The following is a 23,617-nucleotide window of genomic DNA, read 5'->3' as shown; positions in this document are numbered from 1 at the left end:
CTTGCTATCTAATTTTATCCTGCATCTGAGCCAAATTGAGGACTTTTAGATTTTAAGTGAATCAAAGTTATCATTTTTTTTTATCTATATTTAGTCGCCAATTAATAACTATATATGTACAAACACTTACAATATACTGATGATACATCTAACAAATTCTGGCAGATAGAAGTAACAGGGAATTCACATACGGTAACTTTTGGGAGAAGCGGTGCTTCCGGACAGGCCAAAACCAAAACTTTTGATACTGATGAAGCCTGTCTTGCCGATGCAGGGAAATTGGTAAATGAAAAAATAAAAAAAGGATATTCGGAAAACGGGGCGGCAAAGGAAACGCCAACAGCCAAAGTCTCAACTGCTTCAAAAGTTTCTGCTAAAGAAGTGAAAGAAAACATCTCCAGAGAATTGAAAGAGCTCATCAGCAAAACTAATTATGACAGCATTATACCTTTTCTTGAAAAATATGCAAAACAGCATAAGGATTTGCTTAAAAAAGAAATAAAGACATACTCAGGTTGGCTGGGTACCGACGAAAATGAAGTAGCCTCATGTGTTGCATTTGCTGTTTTCGAACTTTCGGATACCCGCAACTGGGAAAAGCTGGCGGATGCTTTACGCTCCTATCACAAGCTTGATGAAGTAAAAAAAGCATTGGATTGGGCAAAACCAGCATGGATAGAAGAATATCTTTTACAGCATTTTAGGCAATGGCAGAGAAATGGCAGGAGTATATTCTTTCATTATAACCACTTGAGAAAGCTTGAAGAATGGGGACATGTGAAACATAATCCCGAATTGTTCGCATTATATCTCAGCATCTATTCGGATGGGCTGAATTATATCTGTACTGATGAAGTAGCCTATGAGCGTGATCTTCCTTTGCTATTTGAATACGAAACCAGTCTCCATACTACCTGGATCTACAAAGGGAGTGATTCCGCCGCTGCCTGGCCTAAAGATCTTTCCGTTTTTTGGGATGTTGCTTTTTGGCGTTTGCTCGAAGAAGGAAAATTAGATAAAGAACTCCTGCTTACCCGTGTGCTCGGGGTACAGACAAAGAACTGGCACAATCACCTAAAAGCTTACTTAAGGAAAGTCCTGTTAAGGTCCAAGCTGGAAAAAGATATGGTAATAAAGCACCAAGCGCTGTTCCTGCCACTACTGCATTCGGAACAAAGCTCCATCGTCAACTTTGTGATAGATTCCCTGAAACCGTATTTTGCAGAACAGGATTTTGACCTTGATGAATTCCTCAACTGGGCAGAACCTGTTTTTATGCGTGCCGAAATGAAAGGAGGCGTTAAAGCATTGCTTATTCAGCTGGATGTTGTAATCACAAAGAAAACAGAACTGAAAGACAAAATATGCAGCCTTGTAGCCGATGTGTTTATAATTCCTGATCTTCAGCTCCAGGAAAGAGCAGCAGCCTTTTTGCTGAAACATGGAAAAGAGGCAGAGGTTCGCGAGAAATTGGCGATTTATGCTTCGCAAATGCTGGGAAAAGTTGCCAACGACCTGAAAGCATTGATGGTTCAGGATACATCAGACGAAGAATCAAATATTACTGCGGATGATAACGAAGAATATACCTTCAATCCTATAAGAGTTAAAAAACTAAGCGAAAAAATTACCTATCCCGAAACATGGAACGACATCCTTTTTCATATGGGAAAAACTGTTAAGTCAGATAACACTATTGACCTGGAAATTTTACTGCAAAGCTGGGTATGCAAAAGAGATCTTTTCCCACCGGATTACAAGAAACAATCAGAACCTTACATAAAACAGCTGGATAAATACAGGCCGGAATCATGGCACCGTAATTTTTCCCAAGAATTTATCCCTTTCCTTAAAAAAGAGGATATGGTCTATAGATACGAACGCTATAATGACAAGGCCACATACAATATCCACATGTGTTCAGATCTGGTTATCCTGGCACAGCAGAGGATTTGCGATAAAGTATCCCTACCTTTTCTCAGTACGCCAACACACCTACCTTTTTGGGTAGATCCCTCGGTATTAGCCGAAAGGATAATAGCTTACGAAAAGGCCACCCAAAAAATTGACCTTACAGATCTTGCCATTGCACTCAGCAGAATGCCAAGAGAAAATACACAGGAGGCCACGAAAAAACTGTCTGAAATACAAGATGATGATATCAGAGAGCTATTGAATTACGCTTTAGGAAATACCGATAAGGTATTGATTGTAAAAGATCATGATTGGGCAGGTTTGTGGGCATTGGTGGCAAGGACACATCAGCAAAATGCTGTTTTCAATGAGTTCTCGGCATCATTTGGTGATGTTCCATTTATGATAGAACCTTACAGGCCTGGGCTTCAGACAAAAGAGAAGTACTGGGGGGCATATAATGTTACATTAAGCGATCGCGAAAAAACGAAATACGTAGCCGATGTTCTTGATATTCCCTTCCCAAAACGCATTGATATGCCTTATACTTTTATTTACGGCAAAGATATTTATATGAGGGAGGAAAAGGGAGCGTGGTACATCGATGGTTCCGATATAACGTTTATGTACAGCCTGATGCCCCAGAACACAGAAGCTTTGGCATTATTTCTCGCTTCGATCTTTAATAAAGATGAGGAATTTGATTACAGGTCGACCCCTGTTCTGCTTAGTCATATGCTAAATAGTTTTTACACGCTCGACCCAGGTTCGGTTATCTACCTGGCAACCTCGATCTTCAATAAGAATAAAAATGCGAGGGCTATAGCCGGTGAAGTATTGATACGAAGCATAGAGGAAAACCGCCTGCCGATAGATGATATGGGCTCAAAGCTTGGCATACTTGTCAACAGGCATTATGCCCCGGCTAACAGGATGCTTGGGATACTAGAATCTGCAAGAGATATTTCATACAAGCACAACGATGCATTGTTTAAATTGTTGGAATACATACTGCCTGAAATCAAGCTTTCGGACAATATGCCGGGCAACCTCAAAAAGATACTGGAGTTATATTACGACCTGAAGCACAAATTGAACAGGCCGATAGGTCCATCAGTAGAAGTAGCTTTAAATGAACTGCAAAGCCTGAAAATAATGCAACCGATTATCAATAAGATAAAGAAATAAATGGATTTAACCGATTTAGATATTGAATACCTGGGACAATCCTCATTGACAAACACAGGCGGCATCAATCAGTTGGTACTGTCCCATCAGTCGGAAATTCAGGAGGATAACGACATTCCCTGCTTTTTCTGGGGAACCCTAACGGAGCCTTTTTTGACGTCGAGGTGCTTGCTTGTCTTATCAAAAGTAGTACGCTCATCGTTTACTCCTATACCGGCACGGTTACGCGACCCGATTGTTTCCGCAGGGACGGGCCAGCTAAGGTTCGAAGGGTTTTCCTCTTGTAACGGTGTTTATGCACGCTTGGATTTGCTGAAAGATGCTATAGACGGCGAATTCATTGCCAGCGGCACAACCAATGTGGATTTCAATGAGCCGATGCTGAATGCCCTGAACGCTGTTAAAAAAGAAGAAAAAATGATATTGGGTGTGGGCAATAAAAATTTGTCCATAAGTACCGGAAAAGGAACCGTAACCGAAAAAAAGGTAACGCTTCCTGAACGATGGATCAAGGGGCTCACGAGCGTACAGCTATACCTTGCTGATATGGAGGAAAAATTCACACTTAACAAGATCCAGATCATTCAATTGTTCCAAAGTATTCCTAAAGGCACTACGAAAGGAGCATTTTATTTGACCCAACGTGCCAATAAACACATATGGTCGCCGGTTGAGAGCAAAGATGCCATCCGTTTTGGAGGCGTTGCTCGTTTGCGACTGCTGGATGGCATTGCCACCTATTTTCAAAACATGTCCATTTACCAGTCAAAGGGTGGGGAAAGTGTGGCAATAGTTGCAGATTTGGGGAAAATGAGGTTCACTCTGGCCTTATCGCCGGATAATTACAGAGGCTTTTCAGGAGAAGGCAATGTGCTGGAAAGCATGGCTCTTGAAATACCCGAAAAATGGGTACGAGCCATGGACAGTCTGCTGAAATCTAATGAGCAATTAGACCTAACAATGCTTTCTATAGAGCACGATATTCCATTTGATACAATGGATAACCTAACATCTTCACTCTCTTCCATGGGATTGTTGGGCTATGACCTTCACGATCGTCAGCATTATTACCGTCGCCTTCCTTTCAAAACAGAACGTATTCTAACGCTCAATCCGCGCTTAAAGAATGCACAAAAGCTAATTGATGAGAATGCGGTGGTCTTCATACGAAAAGAGCCCGGAAATATTGAAGCAAGGGTTGAAGGCACAAATGTAAAGCATACGGTGATTATCCAAAACGAACTATCAAAGTGTACCTGCGACTGGTTTACCAATCATCAGGACAAACGCGGGTTGTGCAAGCATATTCTGGCCGTGAAAATATTGGTTGCTTAGAGTCGGTGCAGGGTACTGGAATTAGTTAACACTGCTATTGACGCCTACAGCCTTCCATAGGACAAAAAGTAACCTCATTTTTAGGACGGAAAACCCTTGATATACTTCAGCAATTCCCAGGCGACCCAAAAGCAATATTTCCAAATGCAGAACTAGTTGTACTTTCTCAATCCAAAGGCGATGGTCGACAAATTCAACGGCGAATCCTTATTTCATACAAAAGCCAGTCAGTTTGTATTAATAATACTTTATTTTCATCCAAAAATCGACTTCGAATGTGAGTAATCACATTCTGCCCCTGTAAGAAATGCACTATCTGTACTTAGTAACATCATAATTTATTTATTCTCCGAAAAATATTGATTTCAATTTTTCTCTTGGAAGAAATAATTGGAAGGTTTATTAATACTGCTGACTATTACTATTTACCCTTAAGGAACTTACTTAGAAGAATAACAACTTCTACACTAGTAACTTTTAAAACAAAAAATCATGTTGAACAATATCAATTTAGAGGCTTAAGTAAATTATTAAAATATCACTTAAAAAAACTCTCTTGGTTTGTGATGAATCTCTCAACGAGCTTTATATTTAGGATACAAAAGCATATACTTACCAATAATAACATCATTAATATTCTTTTTCACGATTAATACTTCACTATTTTGATTAAATGTATAAGAAGAAAGCTCATTCCCTTTAAAATCCTGAGAAACAATTTTTGATTCTTTTACTATATTGCATATAATCTCCCTTAGATCTTTATCTTCAATATAATAGTATGATTTATCACTTGAATGAATTTTTTTCTCTTTTTTTCTTTCTTCAAAGAGCTTCTCAGTATTATAAATATATAACCTTTTATTAGCTGTTGATATAGCGCTATCTTCAATAGGATAATTAATAAAATAATTGTCATTACCCTTTTGAAAATAAAAATACATTTCTTTTTCTTTAGTAAGGACTGGTTTAAGTCTGAACTCTACATCAATATATTTAACGTTGTTGCTTTCGCTTAGAGTCAATATTATTTTTTTTACGAGGGGTTTTTCATTTTTTTCATCGACTGGTAAACATTTCTTATAATTATTATTATTTGAATTACAACCTAATAATAATATAGTACTAATTACCACCATTTTGTTGATAATATTCATTATCCGCATTTTGTTGAGTTATAGATGTATTTTTATAATATGGTTTTGACCTTTGAAACTCTATTGAAGATCGTTCTTTTGCTTGTGGATCTGAGCTATTTACAAGATCATTAACATTTGCTCCATTATTTAATGATGACTTAAGATCTAAATACTCTTTATAGTGATTATATTCATGATCGGTTACTGATACAATATCAAAAAAGGATGAGCCTCCTTTTTTTAATCTCCCGTTCTCGTCTAACACAAATCTTATACCTGAATTAATTGTGTCATTTGAAAAAATATTATGTTCGGCGCCCGGAAACGTATACCATATTGTACCTGGCTTAACGTCAATATCTTTTTCATTTATAACTTTCGAAGTTTAGATGTTGATTTATAATTTTCTGGATATCATAATATTTAAATAATATAAGTGGGTCAATATGGTAACCGTATGCGCATTGTAAATTTAATCCAGTTCAGTTTAAAGTAAATATCTAAGTTCAGATTAAATTGGCAGCAAATATAAGATCCTACGATTATTTTCATACACCTTCATCAGCAGAAAAAATTATTTTAAATATAACGATGTAATCGCAATACATAATCAAAAAAACGATGAAATTTTTAAAAAAAATATTGAGCAAATCAGCAGATATCTACGGACGTTCCATTAGGAAATAAAATATCTACAACGACATAGTCGCAATTAGTTAATTAACAATAAAGGCTTTGGCCATGTCAGATAAAGGTGTTAGATTTGATTTAATGATATTTGTAAAGAGAGCTTAATTTTGAATGACAGCATTCTATTACCCTTTAAATTTATTCTATCATGAAAAAACAAATCATTATCGCAGTGTCGTTTCTAGGAGCAATCGCTTTAGAAACTGAACAAGTTTTGGCACAAAATTCTGAGCAAGTTAGCAGCTCTGTCAATATTGTGTTATCAGATGTTATTTCAATGGATATAGGTTCTGTTGCATCAGGAGGCACTGTAGATTTTAATTATGTGAATACAACAGATTATAATTCTTCAAAAAAGGTGACGGTGCCCAATAGTTTAGTCATTATTTCCTCCAAAAATTTCGATGTAAAAGTAAAATCTGAGGGTTCAAACTTTGTAAGTGGCTCCAATGTAATTCCAGTAGATATATTACAGGTAAAAGCAATGCCGGGCGGAAGTTTAATGGGAACAATGAATGAGGTCACCTTATCTGCAACCGATCAGGTCCTGGTAGGTAACGCAAGTTCAGGAGCAAAGCAATCTTTAAATATTGCATATTCTATTTCGGCAGAAAAAGCTTCTAAGGTACTTCTGGGGAAACCTAAGGGAACTTATACGCAAACGCTAACCTATACTGCGACAGCCTTATAATATAAACAAACAGCAATTTTATAGAAGCCCTCAACACTTCCAAGGTGTTGAGGGCTTTTCTATTTACACCCAATACATAATCCTGTAGTGATTTTACTACATGAACTTCCATCTTCCACTACAAAGAAACTTTTATAGCCACTGTAGATTTGCATTATAAATAAACAACAATTAAACATTTCGATCATGAAAAAACAAATCGTAATCGTGACCTTATCTTTTGGAGCAATTATATTAGGAACTAACAATGTTCAGGCTCAAAATACCACTGCAACCACAACTGTAAACATTACTCTGAATGATGTGATCTCCATCGATGCGGGAAGTACTGCCATCGGTAATACGGTTGACTTTAACTATGCTACTGCAGCAGATTATAACTCTGATCAAACAGTTACTAAAGCCAATTCTTTAAAAGTTACTTCAACGAAGAACTTTAATGTAAAAGTAAAAGCAGGAGGTGCTAATTTTCTGAATGGAACCAACTTAATACCTGTTAATGTTTTGACCATCAAAGCAGCTACAGCTTCCGGAACAATGGGCGGAACAAAAAGCGCTGTTGTTTTATCTGCAACAGATCAAACGCTGGTATCAAACGCTCCACTTGGAAGCGCATTAACACTGAATTTGGACTACACTATTCCAGCAGCAAAATCATCATCTTCTGATATTTTAGGTAAACCAGCGGGAACTTATACGCAAACAGTAACTTATACCGCGACTGCTTTATAAATTAATTTTTTCATATTAATATTTTGTGATTTGGTGTTTCGAAGGCTTCCTCAGGAGGCCTTTGATTTTGTATGTATTGTACCGATATAGATAAAATTCAAAATCCGGGAATTTATATTACGACAGCTTTATAATAGAAATAACAGCAATTTATATACGCCCTCAACACTTAGAAAGTCTTGAGGGCTTTACTGTTTATATCAAAATGATAAACCGTGTAGTGATTTTACTACATGAACTTCCTTTTTCCACTACAAAGAAACTTTTAGCACCACTATAAATTTGCAGTATACAAAAGATAACAATTAAGTAAAAAATAAAATTTAAATAGTACGATCATGAAAAAACAAATCGCCATCGCAGCCTTAACTATCGGAGCCGTTATACTTGGAACTAACAATGTTCAGGCTCAAAATACTACGGCAACCACAACTGTAAATATCACCCTGAACGATGTAATCTCTATTGATGCGGGAAGCACTGCCATCGGTAATACGGTTGACTTTAACTATGCTACTGCAGCAGATTATAACTCTGATCAAACGGTTACTAAAGCCAATTCTTTAAAAGTTACTTCAACGAAGAACTTTAATGTAAAAGTAAAAGCAGGAGGTGCTAATTTCATGAATGGAACCAATGTAATCCCTGTCAATGTTTTGACCATTAAAGCAGCTACAGCTTCCGGAACAATGGGCGGAACAAAAAGCGCTGTTGTTTTATCTGCAACAGATCAAACACTGGTATCAAACGCTCCGCTTGGAAGCGCATTAACACTGAATTTGGACTACACTATTCCTGCAGCGAAATCATCTTCGTCTGATATTTTAGGTAAACCAGCCGGAACTTACACGCAAACAGTAACTTATACCGCGACTGCTTTATAATATTTTTTTTAGTTTATAAAGGTTCCTTTTGTGACGTTTTCAGTAGTTTTAGGAATCTTTTATTTTAAACAATTTACAACATGCGCAAGTTTATCCATCTCTTCATTTTCGTTATCCTCACGGGGTCTTCTTCAATACTGGCACAGAGTATTTCTATGTCTCCTACACGTTTGTTTTTTACCGGTAATCCAGGTGAAAAAGTGTCACAGACCGTTACGCTTCAAAACAGTTCGGATAAGGATTATGTTTTTAATCTCAACTATAAAGATTGGGTGAGAGAAGAAGATGGAAATAAGGTGTATCTTGATGCAGGCAGTTCAAAAACATCCAATGCCTCCTGGATATCTACCTTAGAAAACGCTGTTACAGTTCCTGCAAAAAGTACGAAGGAGATTGTAGTGACCATGCAGATTCCTGCAAACGCATCCAGATCTGCCGTTACAAACAGCATGTTGTTTTTCACCCAGCTTCCTCAGCAGGCAGATAAGGCACGTATTCAGAATGGCATTGGTATTATTACTTTATTTGAGGTAGGACTTCACATCTTTTATACACCACCGGGGAACCATGTGAAAAGTCTGGATATTACCAATATTTCAGAGGTGAATAATGACAAGGCAGCGAACAGAAAAGTAGCAGTAAGCATCCACAATGATGGAAACACCATCAATGATGCTACCGTTGCGTTTGAACTTACTGACACCGATAGTGGTAAGGAAATAAAATTACCTTCAATTTCCATCTCCATGCTTCCGGATACCAACCAAACCGTTCAATTTTCTTTACCAGACAACATTTCAGGGAACTTTCTTGGTGTGGCTATTATTAAAATGGCAGAATCCAATGATTTACGTGTAGGCGAAAAAAACTTTAAATTTTAAAATTAAGTCTTGAAAAAGTGTGACATATCGATATCAATCCTAAGAAGAACCATCTTATTTTTTGCATTGGCTCTCCTGCATTTTTCGTTCGCATTTGCGCAGGAAAAGAAGGATATCCAAATTCATTTTGAAAATGAAAATGTAGCTGTTGAGAAAGGTTCTACTTTTACTAATTTTCTGGTTATTGAGAATAAAAGTTCCGAAGAGATTACCATTAAGAATATCATACCTGGGGAACAATATCCGGGATTGCTTTTTTATCCCAAAAATGACTTTACCTTAGGTGCGGGTCAGTCTAAAAACCTTCCTGTGAAACTGATCGCCAATTTGGATTTTATGAAGCTGAGATCTAATGAGATCAAATTCAAGGTTTCGTACACCACCCCAACGGTCACCGCCACTGAAAACGCGTCATTCTTCGTTAAAAAAGACGAGAACAAAAACATCGCAATTTATACAGCCACCTACGAAAATTTTATTAATCCTGGTACTCCTGACTCCTCAATTCTGCTGATTGTAGAAAACCAGGGCTATAGCAAACGAACGGTTAAGATTGATTTGCAGTCAATTCCCGATGGCTTGGAAATGATGCCCAGGCAACAAACCGTATCGCTGGAGGGTTTAGAAAAACAAACGGTTGAGATCAAAATTGCGGTCAGAAAACAGAATACGCTTTATCCTGAATTTAATATCAATGCAACTGCTACAGACCTGCTTGATAATAAAATAGTGGGGAGCAATACGCTCTACCTGGTTATTTTATCACACAACAGACAAATTGCCCGGGGAAACGAAGCGATGAACGGAAGTAATTTTGCGGAAATCAGCTATAATGAAAACAGTTCTGGTTTCGATTATCTTCAATTGAGAGGAAATACAGCTTTTCAGATCAACGAAAATTTGAAATCGCGCTTCAATATAGGTGCCGATTACTATCTTGACGGCCGTTATAACCTGTATGACACCTGGCTGGAAGTAGAGAGAAAAAAGACGGTATTACGGGTAGGAAATGTTAATAGCAACGATTACGATTATCCGGTTTTCGGAAGAGGTGGAAAAGTTTCTACCCAATTTGGTAAAAATAACCAGATTGAAGTTCTTGCGCTGGAAAATAATTATAACCTGTATGGTACTTACTTTCAACAGACGAAAGGATCTACCATGGCGGGAGCAAAATACAGTTTCGGGAATGCCAAATCTTTCAATGGGAAAGTATCTTATATATTCGACCATGATCCTCGCTTCAACGTAGATACACAGGTGGCGAACGGAACAACATCATTTTTAATTAACGATAAACATATCATCCGCACAGAGGTAGGATTAAGCCAAGAAAAAGGTCTTTCGAACAAAGATGAGAACGCAGGTGCTTTAATGGGAGCCAATTACGAAGGAAAAATAGGAAAATGGGATATCCAATCTATTAATTCCTTTGCTACCAAAAGTTATGCAGGGATTAAAAGGGGATCTTTTATCTCAAATCAGCGAATCGGCATCCAATTGTCTAATTCTCAGCGTGCTTTCATACAATATCAGGATTCGCAGGTAGATCCTGAGTTCCTGAGTTTCCAGAATGCTCCCATACAACCTGGGAATACCGCTAATCTGCGTTATTATTTCAATAGTACAGAAGCTTTGGGATTAGGTTACCAGTTTGCTTTAAAGAAGTGGAATTTTCTACTGGCTCCAAAGGTTGAAAAGCAGAAAACAGCCAATTTTTATACTTCGCAGGAACTTTTTTCTTACCGTTTGGAGACCAGCATAAGCGCTGTATTGGGTTCTCACGGATTGAACTGGACAGCGGAATATTCTTATTCAAAAGCCAATAACAGGGAAGAATGGTTCAACAGCCTGAAAACAACTTTGTCTTACAGGTATAAATCTTTCTCCCTTAACGGAACTGCCCAATGGAATGCAACGAGTGTTTTTGATTTAAATTCTTATTACAACGCTGAAGACCGTAATTTCGCCAACTATAATTTATATGCTTCGTATAATTTCCAGATGATGAATAATCATCTGAGCGGATCTTTTTCAGCCGGAGCTTCTTATTCGGAACTTTATAAAAACTTAAATAGTAACGTGAGTGGTAATCTGGAATATAAGATTTCACCTTCCTGGTCCAACACGGGTTATTTTAATTTTTCCGGTTATAAATCTACGGCTGATTATATAAGCAGTGGCGGTTATTATCAGTTTAGAATCGGAATTAAAAAATACTTTACAGCAGCGACCTCCCTGGGAAATCATAAAGTGACATTACAGTTATTTGAAGATAAAAATTTCAATGGACTTTTGGAGACTGGTGAATCGGTATTGGCAAATGAAATAGTAAAACTGGACAATTTTGTTGCATTAACCGATAAAAATGGAAAAGTAGTTTTTCAGAATGTGCCTGAAGGTATGTACACCCTGAAAGTAAACGAAAGTACAGGGGCTCAATTGATGATGGATCCTGTAATTATGGTGAATAAAAACATCAACCGCAAAGTAGGCTTGGTAAAAAATATCAGGATCAAAGGGAAATTAACAGAGATCAGACAAGCATATGATGTGGTGGAAACTGATGTAACGGGAATCCAGGTGTACGCAAAAGGAGAAGATGGTAAGATCTATACCGCAGTGGTTAACCAAAAAAATGAGTTTGAGTTTTTCCTGAAAGACGGAAAATACGATCTCTATATTGAAAATGATAAATATAGCTATACAAAACCCATCCAAACTATTAAGGTAACAAAAGACGGTTATTCAGAAACCGTTATTTTTGAATACAAAAAGAAAGACACAACCATTAAGGTGAAAAAGTTTTAAATTTAGACGTATGAAAAAGATGAAGGCTTTTTTAACAGGAATTTTCATGGTGCTATGCGGGTCTACAGCCACGAAAGCTCAGGATCTGTACCTGTCGATTCCTGAAAATAATATTTTTAACAGAAGTGAATTTACCTCAGTACCTACCAGAGTAATGGTGAACGCCAACAGGACCAACTGGGATTATACTTTTTTCGGATTGGTGCCAACAGCTCCCACATTTACCTCAGTGTCCGGATCCACTTTTACACATACCACTTCCTCATCTACTTTACCCAGTTCCATTCTTCTGTGGCAGTTGGAAAGTATGGGCGGCCAGCTGCCAGCTACTGGATTTTCAGGTTCTTTGCCCGGCTTTCAGTCGTTCAGTACAAGCGCTGTAAAATGGTTTGAACCACCATCGATCAGTATTGCGGGAGGATTTAACAGGGGAAATATTAATTTTACATTTAAAATTCCAGCCGCACAGTTTGCTGCCAATGCTTACCGGGCCGGGAATTACTCCATGGATATCAGTCAAAATTATAATGATTTCACGCCACGTAATTTTAAAACAATTTTAACTATTCCTTCATCAATCAAATGGAATACAACCTCTTTAACAAAATACATAGAAATATCGTCTTTAAATGACTACAGAATTGCAGGCACACGAGTGTTGAGTCTGGATAATGCGGAAATTGCGCATACCGTTGATTTTAGTGTATGGGCGAAAACTGCTGCCGCCAATATTCAGTTCACTTCTTCTAAAGGTGTTCCTGGAACCAGAAATGTATCAGCTATTAAATTGGGCAGCAATGGATCTACACTCACGACCAAAGCTTTATCTGCTGATTTTCAGAATTTTTCCGCTACTAACTTCAGTGTTGTTGCGGGAAACAGAAACAACTTCAGTCCAGAGCTTTATGTGTCTGCCGAAGATTTCAAAACCCTTTTTTTTGAAGCCGGAACTTATACATTTGAATTGAACTTCAATGCCAGAAGTACTGATAACTCCATTAATAGTCTGCAAAATACGGCTGTTCAGCTAAAGGTTCTTCCTCTGTCGGAAATCACCATCCCCAGCTCCGGGCGAAATGTCAATTTCAATTTTAATACAGCTGCTCAGTACACGAATGGTCAGTCACAAATGATTCCTAATCAGATTGTATTGTCCAATAATGAAAATTTTGAACTGTATGTAAAATCGGACGAAAATTATTTCAAGAAAGGCGGCTTGCAGACCGACATCAATTCCAACTTATTACAAATTGGCATAGATGGAAGCTCTGTAAATGCTCCCTTATCCAAAACTCCCCAAAAAATACTTTTTAATGGAACACCAGTTTTGGACCGTGGATTGAACATCAGATATACCATACCAGCGGCGGGTGCTCAAAGTTTGGTAGGTAAGGAAAATACCACCTACTCTATCAATGTATATTATAGCTTTACAGCAATTTAACAATACTCCTCAGAACCATTAGAAAATGAAGATATTATTCACGGCGCTCACCATGTAGCGCCGTGAATTGTTCCTTATCGTTCTTCCGATGGCATTAATTGGCAGGATGCATGTGAACAAATGGAAATAGAGAATCAAATTGTAAAACCATTTGTACATCATAAATATACCAGATGTTGTCTACCTTAAAGAGTTCAGAAAAAGACAAACTGAACCCAAAGTAAAACTTAGCACCTCAAGTGAGTAAGCACTAATAAAAATTTTAATTACTTCTTACAATAATGTTAATTTTACTTCTTCACAAAATATATTCAAATAATATTATTACTAAAAATTTGGTATTCGAAGCAAATTATGGCATTAAAACGACTGAAAAATGCAAAAAAGGAGTCATGATCTTATGACTTCGGAGATTTACAGTCTTATCTAAAAAAGCATGGAAGCAACCAAAACAATAAGAGTTTTGGAAAAATGTACTGAAATACCTATTATTGCAGTGCCAGAAGGGATTCTTACTGGCAAGAGCAGTTTCTGCAAGCCAGAAGGCCGGATTTTTTTTAAGTATTAATACAGAATGTATGAATGACGTGATCAACGAACTACAATTAAAAATCGAAAGACTGGAAAACGAAATCAGTTTTAAGAACGGTCTGATCTCTATATTGTCTCATGATTCAAAAGAAATGTTTGGAAATTTTCTTTGGCTTATAGAAGCGCTGGAAGATAAGATGATCAATGAAGAAGATTTTTCCAACTTGTTGCCGCAGGTAAAAGGCGATGCACGAAAGAATATGCAAACCATTCAGGACAGCACGGCCTGGTTAAAAACACAATACGGAGACTTTAAGATTAAGCCTGTGAAAATGCTGGTGATTGATCTTTTTCACCATTTGGAAGAAAAATATGCCACTCAATTAAAAGAAAAGAATATTAAATTTCATTTTAAAGGCGATCCCAATACCTCTCTTGCTACCGATCGCGTATTACTCGAATATGTTCTAGACAAAATTTTTAATAATGCGGTGAAATACTCTTTTCCCGGGCAAGACATCTATCTCCAGGAAGCTACAGAAGGGGACCAGATCGTAATTTCTGTCATCGATTTTGGAACGGGAATGGCTGAAAAATATGTATCTGCGATTTTCTCTTTTGACAACCCTATATTCCAGGGAACTTCTGGCGAGAAAGGCGTTGGATTAAGTTTGAAAATTGTTAAAAATTTTGTATCCTTGATGCGTGGAAACATCCAAATCATTTCCGCTGAAAATAAAGGCACTACAGTTTCCCTTTTTTTACATAAATTAATAGAATGATGGGTTTAAAAGTAAACGTTCGTATTATTGTCGCAGACGATCATGGCATCGTCCGAATGGGATTGGTACAAGCCATCAAACGCCTCCAGCCTGATGCTGTCATTTCAGAAGTAGAGGATTACAGGTCGCTGTACAAAGAAATTTCGAAAGAAAAATGGGATCTGGCCATTATGGACGTTAATATGCCGAATGGTTCTGTTCAAGAAGCGATCGATTACATAAAAATTCACCAGCCCGACTTAAAAATTCTCATATTCTCTTCTCAGGATGAAGAGCTGTATGCAGTGCGATATTTAAGGATGGGCGCCGGTGGCTATCTAAGCAAACAAAGCTCCACTGCAGTAATTGAAACGGCTTTAACGAAGATGCTAAGTACAGGCCGATATGCAAGTGAGAGCATAAAAGAAGCACTGTTTTTAGAATCATTGAATGGTGAGACAAAAAATTCACCCTTTGAAACACTGTCAGACCGCGAACTGCAAATTGCCAATAAGATTGCAGAAGGTCTGCCCCTCAAAGAAATTTCTAATCAGCTTAATCTCCATTCATCGACAGTCAGCACTTATAAAAACAGACTGTTTGAGAAGCTTAAAATACGATCTGTACCTGAATTGGTGGAGATTCTTAGGCTGTACAATCAGTAAACATTCTATTATTTCCGGCTTTATCATCCCGGGGAATTATGGGATCTTATCTCTCACAACAAGATAGATGATTCACTCCGCTACCTTCAGCGAATTTTTCGTACAATCACTTTATACTGGCAGAACCGAAGGTCGGGAGATTGGCAGAAACCAGACTCACGAAGCTCCTGTGCTATCAAAAATATAATCTCCTCGAATTTGCTTATCGCAACATCAAGGAGATTATATTTTTACATAAATTTTTGATTTTATTTTAGTACACTTTTTATCAGATCCAATCCTATTGTTATTTCTTCTTTTATTTCTTTTTCCATCGCTGAAAAATCTATATTTTCATCAGCTTTTTTCTCCCATTTCAAAGCACAATCTGAAAGTCTGAAAAGGCCAGCAGTTCCGGCGGTTCCTTTAAGCTTATGAAGAATTATTTTGGCATAGGCTGCATCTTTTGCTGCTGCTGTGGCCACAATATTATTCTCAGTCTGTGTAAGCTCGTTAATTACAAGATTTAAAAAGATTTCTTTGAATTCATCATCACCACCAATCTGCTCATTCAGCATATCCATATTGATATATTTTTCGGGTAATATTTCAGCTTCTGCTTCAACATCTTTATCTTTTTTAATAACAATATATTTTTTGAGCATTTCCAAAAGATCTCCCTGTCGCAAAGGTTTAGGCAGAAAATCGGTCATCCCCGATTCCAGACACTTTTCTTTCTCCCCCAAAACGTTTCCGGCTGTTACCCCAATAATAGGTACATTTTTGTATGCAGGCAGGAGACGGATCTGTTGTGTAGCTTCTATACCGTTCATTATCGGCATCTGTACATCCATAAGAATAATTGAGAAATCTTTTTTCTTACATTCTTCCAAAGCTTCGAGGCCATTGACTGCTTCTGTAAGATGCACGCCAGGTATAAGTGATTTCATCATTCTATTATTCAGAACCATATTCACCGGGTTATCATCTACCAGGAGAACTTCCAGCTCATTCATAAAAGAAAACTGATCTTTTTCAGAATGTTGCGAAACAGTTGCTTCTGTCACGGTATTTTGAACTACACGTCTAAGCGTTTTATAAAGATCAGCAGACTTAATAGGCTTCAGAAGAAAATAAGAATTATCTTCTTTACGGAAAGAATTAAGGACATCATGCTCCTCCGAAGAAGTGTGAAGAATGACCAATGGTGAAGTCTCATTCCGTTGACTAAATAACTCTTTGATCTTATCAATTGTTTCCAAACCGGAAATGACCGGCATATGATAATCCATTAAGATCACATCGAAACGTTCCCCTTTAAGCAATATCTGCAAAGCCTCCATTCCGTTGGCAGCCAGCGTAGATTCTATATTTTTATAGGTAAGCATGTGTTGAAGAATGATTCTGTTTGCCTCATTATCATCTACCACAAGCACTTTTTTTATACTGAGATCACCTTCTTCTCTCAATTCAGATATTTCGTAAGGAATTTCAATATCGAAGAAAAAAACAGAACCTTTTTCAGGTATACTGGTCAGCGATAAATGACTTCCCATATATCCAAGAATATTGTTTGAAATGGTAAGACCGAGACCGGTTCCTCCGTAACGCTTACTGATAGAGCTATTTTCCTGAGTAAAAGCATCAAAAATATGTTTCTGCTTTTCCACAGGTATACCAATTCCTGTATCTCTTACAGAAAATCGCAGCACAATGTTTCTATCATCCATGCGGAGTTTTTCCACTTTCAGCTCAATTTCACCCTGCTCGGTGAACTTTACTGCATTACCAAGGAGGTTAATAAGGATTTGCTTTAATCTGGATTCATCAAGTAATAAAGTTTTTGGAAGTCCCTGCTCAATATTAAGAAGAAGTTCAATATCTTTTTTCTGAGACTGATACAGAATCACATTAATAACCTGACTTACCATATCATAAACATCACTTTTCTCTATCAGAAGCTCCATCTTACCTGATTCTATTTTGGAAAAATCCAGAATATCATTAATAATGTTCAAGAGATTTTCCCCCGATTCATTAATATAATTAAGATATTGAGTCTGAATATCGTTAAGAGGCGTTCGCAAAAGAAGATCAGAGAAACCAATCACTCCATTTAAAGGGGTGCGTATCTCATGACTCATATTAGCAAGAAACTCTGATTTTGCCTTGCTTGCGATGTCAGCCATTTTTTTTGCATTTTTAAGCTCTTCATTGATGTGTACAGAATGGGTAATATTCTGTACAGAAACAATTACTCCTCCAATTTCATGATCTGAAAGATACCATGGGCCCACCTTAAGGTCGAAATGCTGAATTTCCTCTTTGCCATCAACACTAATCGCAAAATCTTCATTAATATAAGTTTTACCCTGCAAAGCGGCACGATAAATTTCTTTTCGTTCTTCAGGAACGTTTGGTGATACAACAAAAAGATTCTTTCCGATCATATCAGTCTCTTCCATTCTGAATTCATCTCTCCATCTGCTGCTTACAGAAATATAATTAAGATCTTTATCAAACATCGCCACGGCAACCGGAACATAAGTGACGAACGACTGCATCATTGCCTCCTTTTTAGCAATATCAAGAAACATATTTTTGAATACATCAATATCCTGAATGATCCCATACACCCTGTTGCAAACTCCATTTTCAAATTCCGGGATTCCTTTTACCCTTACCCAGATCGTAACACCATCATTACGTACCAGTTGGAATTCGTCATCATACGGAATTCCTTCTGTTACCGCTCTGTCGAATAAAAATTTTATTCTTTCTCTGCTATCTTCTTTATAAAAACTGATTGTATTTTCTAAATCAGGTTGAAAATCATTACTTATTTTGTGAATTTCTCTGGTACTTTGAGACCATAATACGGTATCTTTTTTCAAATTGACTTCCCAACCTCCAACTTGAGCTACAGAGCTTGTCTGCTCCAGCATTTTTTTGGTATGAATCAGATCTTTCTCTAAAATCATTCTTTCGGTGACATTCAATGCTGTGCTTATGACATAAGATTTTCCTTCTTTATCGATCTCAACAAGATTGTGGTACATCCAGATCTGCTCTACCCCATTCTTTCCCTTAAGAATCATCGTTCCGAAATCTTCCTTGTTTCTATTAATCCTATCAAGGTACTGATATAAAGAAGGCCAATTATGCTCAGGAACAAGATCTTTAAGGTTTAATTTTTTTACCTCATCTGCAGAATAATGAAGTGTTTCTCTTCCTTTTTCGTTAACAGCGATAATATTTCCCTCCATGTCATGCATACTCATCAAACCGATGGCATTTTCAAAGAAACTCCTGAAACGTCTCTCTGAGCTTTCCAGTTGACGTTTTTCTTCAGTCTGCGCAGTAATGTTGATTCCGAAGCAAAAAATTTCAGAAAGTTCGTGATTAGGTTTCAAAACCCATTCTACAATCACAGAACTGCCATCTTGAATTATGGTAGAGGTTGTAAAAGATACTTCCTGGTGAATTTTTGTAAGATTTTTAAGCTTTGAAAGTTCCTCACTCCCTTCACCGAAAACCTGATTGAAACCCAATCCAACGGCTTCTTCTTTCTTTAATGAAAACAATTTTCCGACTACTGGATTGAAATCTTTAAAGTTTAATTCGTCATCTAAAACACAGATCAGATTATTCGATATATTGAAGAGTTGTTGAAAATATTCTGCATAAATTGTTTTTCTCTTTACCATGAGAAGGTTAGAAATAACATCTGAAAGTTTTTTGAGTGCTGCAATCTGCCTGTCTGATATGGTTCGGGGTTCATAATCAATCACACAGATTGTTGCTAATGCAAAACCTTCGTCATCAATAACAGGTATGCCCGCATAGAATCTTATTCCGCCTTCCAAAATTAGGGGATTGTTCATGGTTCTATCATCCAAAAGCGTATCATTAATAACCACTACTTCTCCACTTGCTATTGCATACTGGCAAACCGTATTCTTGCGTTCTACAGAATCGATCTCAAGACCTATACAGCTTTGGATGGTCTGCGTTTCACTTTTCATAATCGCAATTAAAGATGCAGGACAATCGGAAATGAGACATGCAGTCTCTGCAAAAACATCAAATTGAGGATCTTTGCCTAAGTTCAGGAGATCAAAAAATTCTATCTTTTTTAGTCTTCCTGACTCATTATCAGGAATGATATTGTTCATCATATTAATCGCTAAATTATTTAAAAATAAACAAATATCATTATAATATGTATTTAAATAAATTTTCACAAAAGGTTTAGTTAAATACCATAATCCCTACTTACTCAAAAGTAATAATAGAATGATAAAAATCTTGCTCTGAAGTTTATCGATGATAAAATATCATCTGCTTTCATTGGCTCATTTTGCCTATTCAACAAAAAAATTGATGAATTCCAGATTTAAGACAAAACTTTTCCGGATCTAAAATCTACCCTGTAATTTTTTCTGATCTTTTTCATGCTCTTTTTTACCATCAATCTCAAATTCAGATGCATTATGCCAATTAATGGATCATGAAGTACATGAAAACCTCAGAATACTACATTTTCCAAAAGGCTTAATGTTAGGATAACAACAGTTTCCATCATTCTATTCCACAAAAAAATCCAGTAAGTTTACTGGATTTACATTTTTACATGGTATAGATTATTTTCAAACTATTTGAAATAGTGAGTGATTTTTTCACTTTCCGGAACTATTTTAGAATCGAAATGTTCTAATAATTTTCCTTCAGGACTGATTAGAAATTTATTGAAGTTCCAACTTATTTCAGCATCCAATACTCCATTTTTAGATTTGTGAGTAAGGAAATCAAATACTGGGGTTACTTTTGCACCTTTTACGTTAACAGAGGTTGTAAGAGGAAAAGTTACTCCATAATTTTTCTCACAGAAAGACTTAATTTCTACATTATCATGAAATTCCTGGTCTGCAAAATTGTCGGATGGGAAACCTACCACAACCAGTTTATCACCATAATCTTTATACAGCTTCTCCAATCCTTTGTATTGAGGCGTGTATCCGCACTTTGATGCTGTGTTTACGATAAGGATATATTTCCCTTTGTAATCAGAAAAATCAATTTTTCCTCCATCGATGGATTCAATCTTAAAATCATAAATTGATTTCGGAGGTTTTGCATCGGTAGAAGCTTCTGATTTGATAAATGACGAAAGGCTTATAATTCCTACAAGCACCATTCCGATAAAAAGTATTTTTTTCATTTGAAAAAGATTTTAATATTAATTTTATACATATTATTTATTTGTTCAACGACATCATTATCTGATCTGCAGCAAATATTCTGCCTTCTTCATCTTTAAGGATCTTTCCTTCGTTTTCAAGTTTTTTCAGCACTCTACTGATCACTTCCCGCGATGATCCTAAGCTCCCCGCAATTTCTCTGTGTTTACATTTTATAGGTTGATTTCCTGCTACGGTTACTTTCCTTTTGATATAATTCAGAACCCGTGTATCCAAATGATGGAACATGGCTTCGTTGATCATGTCCATCACCGCAGAAAATCTCATTTCATATTCATGAAAAAACATTTTATTAATTTCCGGAAATTCAACCAGCCATCTGCTCATTACGGTTAAGGGAACTAAAAACACTTCAGAATCTTCTTCTGTAACCGCATATACTTTACTTATATTATTATTGAACATTGATGAAAAAGTCATAAGGCAGTTCTCATCGTTACCAATGTAATAATACACAAGCTCCCGGCCATCATTAAGAGAATAAACTTTAATAGCTCCTTTTATCAGGAATAAAACATATTTTACACGGTCACCTTCCTGAATAATTTCCTGCCTGTCCTCTATACGATCATAAATCCCATGAGTTCTCATCTCCTCCATAAAGCCTTCGCCCAAAAAGCCAAATTTACGGCTAATAAACTCGTTTACTTTATTATTTTTTTGATTCATTTTTATTGGTTCCTTATTTCAGTAAGGTTTCTAAATTTTATCTTTGGATATTTCGATTCTGACGATACAAAACATCGTTCCTCCTCCAATTATAACTGGAGGTTTCTTTTTATATATTGCGTTTTTTAAGGGATCTTTTCCTTTTATCGTTCCTCAAGCCACTGAAGAAAACGGGAGGATTTATCTTTGGTAACAAGAGGCTTCTCCGGAGTTGTCACTTTCAAACTGACAAGAAGTTTGCGTGAAAAATAATGCTCCACCTCAACGATAGCTGTAAAATTGATTAAATACTGTCTGTTGATTCTAAAGAATTGAGTCCCTGAAACCAACTGCCCCAAATCATCCAATGACTGTGGAATTGTATATTCTTTCTGATCAAAAGTTACCAATACCGTGCTTCCAAACTGACTATAAAAACAGGCAATTCTATCAACATGAATGTTGTTATACTTATTATTGGAAAACACCAGAAAATTGGTTTTTCCTCTTCCTGTAGTCAGATTATTGAGAATGTCTTCCAGTTTTCTGTCGGGTGACGAAGAGCTTTGGAAGAAGTTCTTTAAATTATTGATTTTTTCAAAAGCACTCTGAATATCTTTTTTTTCAAATGGCTTCAGAATATAATCTACTCCGTTACTTTTGAATGCTTCAACGGCATATTCATCAAATGCTGTACAGAAAATAACAGGCACTTTTACCTTTACCTGACTGAAAATTTCAAAGCAATTTCCGTCTGCCAACTGAATATCCATGAATATTACATCCGGAATTTCATCCCCGGAAAGATATTCCACTGCCATAGCAACACTTTCAATATACCGCACAATGGTAGCTTCCGGCTGTACAGTAGTAATCATCCGCCCAAGAGCCTTAGCGGTTTTTATTTCATCTTCTATTACTAAAACTTTCATCTACTATGGGTAATTTGACAGTGAAACTAGTATCATTATGCAGGATCGTCATTTCCTTTTCTGCAAAGTGCTTATAACGTTCTCTGATATTCTCTATTCCTATTCCTGCAGATTCCTGGGGAATATTTTTGGGTTGAAAATTGTTTTCAATGACAATATATTCCCGATCGCTGTATAATCTTATAATTAAAGGATTAGCCAACGACACCACATTATGTTTAATACAGTTTTCACAAAGTAACTGCAATGTAAACGGAGGAATATAAGAGTTTAATATATCTTCCTGAATGTCTATTTTGAACTCTATTCCATCTTCAAATCTGGATGTCAAAAGAAAAACATAGGCGTCCAATATAGCAAGTTCCTTTTTTAAAGGAATAAGATCCATTTTTCTGTTATCTAAGGTAAAGCGATAAAAATCAGCCAACCTTACGACAAAATCTCCTGAACTTTCATCTTTTATATCAATCATAGACTTCAACGTATTGAGACTATTGAACAGAAAATGAGGATTGATCTGCTGTTTAAGCAATTCATACTGAGCATTGAGATTATCTGTACGAATCTGCTCAAGTTCAAACTTGATCTGTTGAGAATTATACGTCTGATACAAAAGATACAGAAACATATAAATAGTCAGGTTGATCAGTATCCCACGGAATTCATACATTACGACCATCGTATTAAATCCGTATTTGGGAAATAATATGTGATGGATAAGTACTATTGCAGCCATCACCACAATACCGATTGATAAACTGATCCCCAGTTTTTTATTGAAAAACCGGGTTGATATATTCTGAATAGAAAACTTAGGCAGACTATAGATATTAAAGTACCATACAAACAGAGAGAATAAGAAAGATATGGAAAAATCTATCATCAGCTCTCCCAATGTAATATGTATACGGAGTATTTTGGGCACTGAAGCCAGAATCCCCATAAAAAGAGAACTGAAAAGGATGATTCTCGGGTCTATCCTGAAAACTTTTCTTCCGTTCGTATTGATATATTTCGCATAGATCATAAGTGAAAATCAAGCCATTAAGCAGCTACAAATATACAAAAGCTAAATAATGGCACGGCAGCACATCCGTTATTTAGCACTGAGATTTCTATAAAAACACAAAA

Annotated in this window: 17 protein-coding genes; 10 read left to right on the top strand and 7 right to left on the bottom strand. The window is 36.6% G+C overall.

Annotated elements, in window-relative coordinates; genetic code table 11:
• The first annotated feature begins 114 nt into the window (after positions 1-114).
• Together ACL9RH_RS05000 and ACL9RH_RS04995 are read left to right on the top strand one after the other, a co-directional pair.
• The gene (locus ACL9RH_RS05000; protein WP_422692244.1) at positions 115-3,102 is read left to right on the top strand and encodes a DUF6493 family protein; all 2,988 of its coding nucleotides are present in this window, start codon (positions 115-117) and stop codon (positions 3,100-3,102) included.
• Positions 3,103-4,437, top strand: a complete 1,335-nt coding sequence (locus ACL9RH_RS04995) for an SWIM zinc finger family protein (protein ID WP_422692243.1) — start codon at positions 3,103-3,105, stop codon at positions 4,435-4,437.
• A 575-nt stretch (positions 4,438-5,012) separates the two neighbouring features.
• On the opposite strand, the gene ACL9RH_RS04990 is transcribed toward ACL9RH_RS04995, so the two are convergent.
• Both ACL9RH_RS04990 and ACL9RH_RS04985 read right to left on the bottom strand, forming a co-directional pair.
• A complete protein-coding gene (locus ACL9RH_RS04990) occupies positions 5,013-5,594 on the bottom strand; it encodes a hypothetical protein (RefSeq protein ID WP_422692242.1) in 582 nt (193 codons plus the stop codon).
• Positions 5,563-5,841, bottom strand: coding sequence for a hypothetical protein (locus tag ACL9RH_RS04985; protein ID WP_422692241.1), 279 nt, complete (start codon positions 5,839-5,841; stop codon positions 5,563-5,565). The genes ACL9RH_RS04990 and ACL9RH_RS04985 overlap by 32 nt, the downstream gene beginning before the upstream one ends.
• Positions 5,842-6,438: 597 nt before the next feature.
• Between ACL9RH_RS04985 and ACL9RH_RS04980 the strand changes: the two genes are divergently transcribed.
• From ACL9RH_RS04980 to ACL9RH_RS04945, 8 genes are all read left to right on the top strand, one after another.
• Positions 6,439-6,957 (top strand): peptidoglycan-binding protein LysM, encoded by a 519-nt coding sequence (locus ACL9RH_RS04980; protein ID WP_422692240.1) that lies wholly within the window; start codon positions 6,439-6,441, stop codon positions 6,955-6,957.
• Positions 6,958-7,143: 186 nt separating this feature from the next.
• Positions 7,144-7,689, top strand: coding sequence for a peptidoglycan-binding protein LysM (locus ACL9RH_RS04975; RefSeq protein WP_422692239.1), 546 nt, complete (start codon positions 7,144-7,146; stop codon positions 7,687-7,689).
• Positions 7,690-8,027: 338 nt separating this feature from the next.
• Positions 8,028-8,573 (top strand): peptidoglycan-binding protein LysM, encoded by a 546-nt coding sequence (locus ACL9RH_RS04970; protein ID WP_422692238.1) that lies wholly within the window; start codon positions 8,028-8,030, stop codon positions 8,571-8,573.
• Between the two features lie 80 nt (positions 8,574-8,653).
• A complete protein-coding gene (locus ACL9RH_RS04965; RefSeq protein WP_422692237.1) occupies positions 8,654-9,454 on the top strand; it encodes a hypothetical protein in 801 nt (266 codons plus the stop codon).
• Positions 9,455-9,463: 9 nt separating this feature from the next.
• The gene (locus ACL9RH_RS04960; protein WP_422692236.1) at positions 9,464-12,265 is read left to right on the top strand and encodes a hypothetical protein; all 2,802 of its coding nucleotides are present in this window, start codon (positions 9,464-9,466) and stop codon (positions 12,263-12,265) included.
• Between the two features lie 10 nt (positions 12,266-12,275).
• A complete protein-coding gene (locus ACL9RH_RS04955; RefSeq protein WP_422692235.1) occupies positions 12,276-13,709 on the top strand; it encodes a hypothetical protein in 1,434 nt (477 codons plus the stop codon).
• A gap of 491 nt (positions 13,710-14,200) precedes the next feature.
• The gene (locus ACL9RH_RS04950) at positions 14,201-15,022 is read left to right on the top strand and encodes a sensor histidine kinase (protein WP_422692234.1); all 822 of its coding nucleotides are present in this window, start codon (positions 14,201-14,203) and stop codon (positions 15,020-15,022) included.
• Positions 15,019-15,666: a response regulator gene (locus ACL9RH_RS04945; protein ID WP_422692233.1), complete on the top strand. Its 648-nt coding sequence runs from the start codon at positions 15,019-15,021 to the stop codon at positions 15,664-15,666. Before ACL9RH_RS04950 ends, ACL9RH_RS04945 begins: the two co-directional genes overlap by 4 nt.
• 248 nt (positions 15,667-15,914) lie before the next feature.
• On the opposite strand, the gene ACL9RH_RS04940 is transcribed toward ACL9RH_RS04945, so the two are convergent.
• The 5 genes from ACL9RH_RS04940 to ACL9RH_RS04920 form a co-directional block, all read right to left on the bottom strand.
• Positions 15,915-19,823: a response regulator gene (locus ACL9RH_RS04940; RefSeq protein WP_422692232.1), complete on the bottom strand. Its 3,909-nt coding sequence runs from the start codon at positions 19,821-19,823 to the stop codon at positions 15,915-15,917.
• Between the two features lie 476 nt (positions 19,824-20,299).
• A complete protein-coding gene (locus ACL9RH_RS04935) occupies positions 20,300-20,866 on the bottom strand; it encodes a glutathione peroxidase (protein WP_422692231.1) in 567 nt (188 codons plus the stop codon).
• A 37-nt stretch (positions 20,867-20,903) separates the two neighbouring features.
• Positions 20,904-21,575, bottom strand: a complete 672-nt coding sequence (locus ACL9RH_RS04930; RefSeq protein ID WP_422692230.1) for a Crp/Fnr family transcriptional regulator — start codon at positions 21,573-21,575, stop codon at positions 20,904-20,906.
• A 143-nt stretch (positions 21,576-21,718) separates the two neighbouring features.
• The gene (locus tag ACL9RH_RS04925) at positions 21,719-22,486 is read right to left on the bottom strand and encodes a LytR/AlgR family response regulator transcription factor (RefSeq protein ID WP_422692229.1); all 768 of its coding nucleotides are present in this window, start codon (positions 22,484-22,486) and stop codon (positions 21,719-21,721) included.
• Positions 22,461-23,513: a sensor histidine kinase gene (locus ACL9RH_RS04920; RefSeq protein ID WP_422692228.1), complete on the bottom strand. Its 1,053-nt coding sequence runs from the start codon at positions 23,511-23,513 to the stop codon at positions 22,461-22,463. Before ACL9RH_RS04920 ends, ACL9RH_RS04925 begins: the two co-directional genes overlap by 26 nt.
• Between the last annotated feature and the right edge of the window lie 104 nt (positions 23,514-23,617).

This window comes from Chryseobacterium sp. Mn2064 (genome assembly GCF_049319685.1).
In the GTDB taxonomy this organism is placed as follows: Bacteria; Bacteroidota; Bacteroidia; order Flavobacteriales; family Weeksellaceae; genus Chryseobacterium.
The sequence above is the reverse complement of the archived record's forward strand: the minus strand, read 5'-3'. Positions and strand labels throughout refer to the sequence as shown.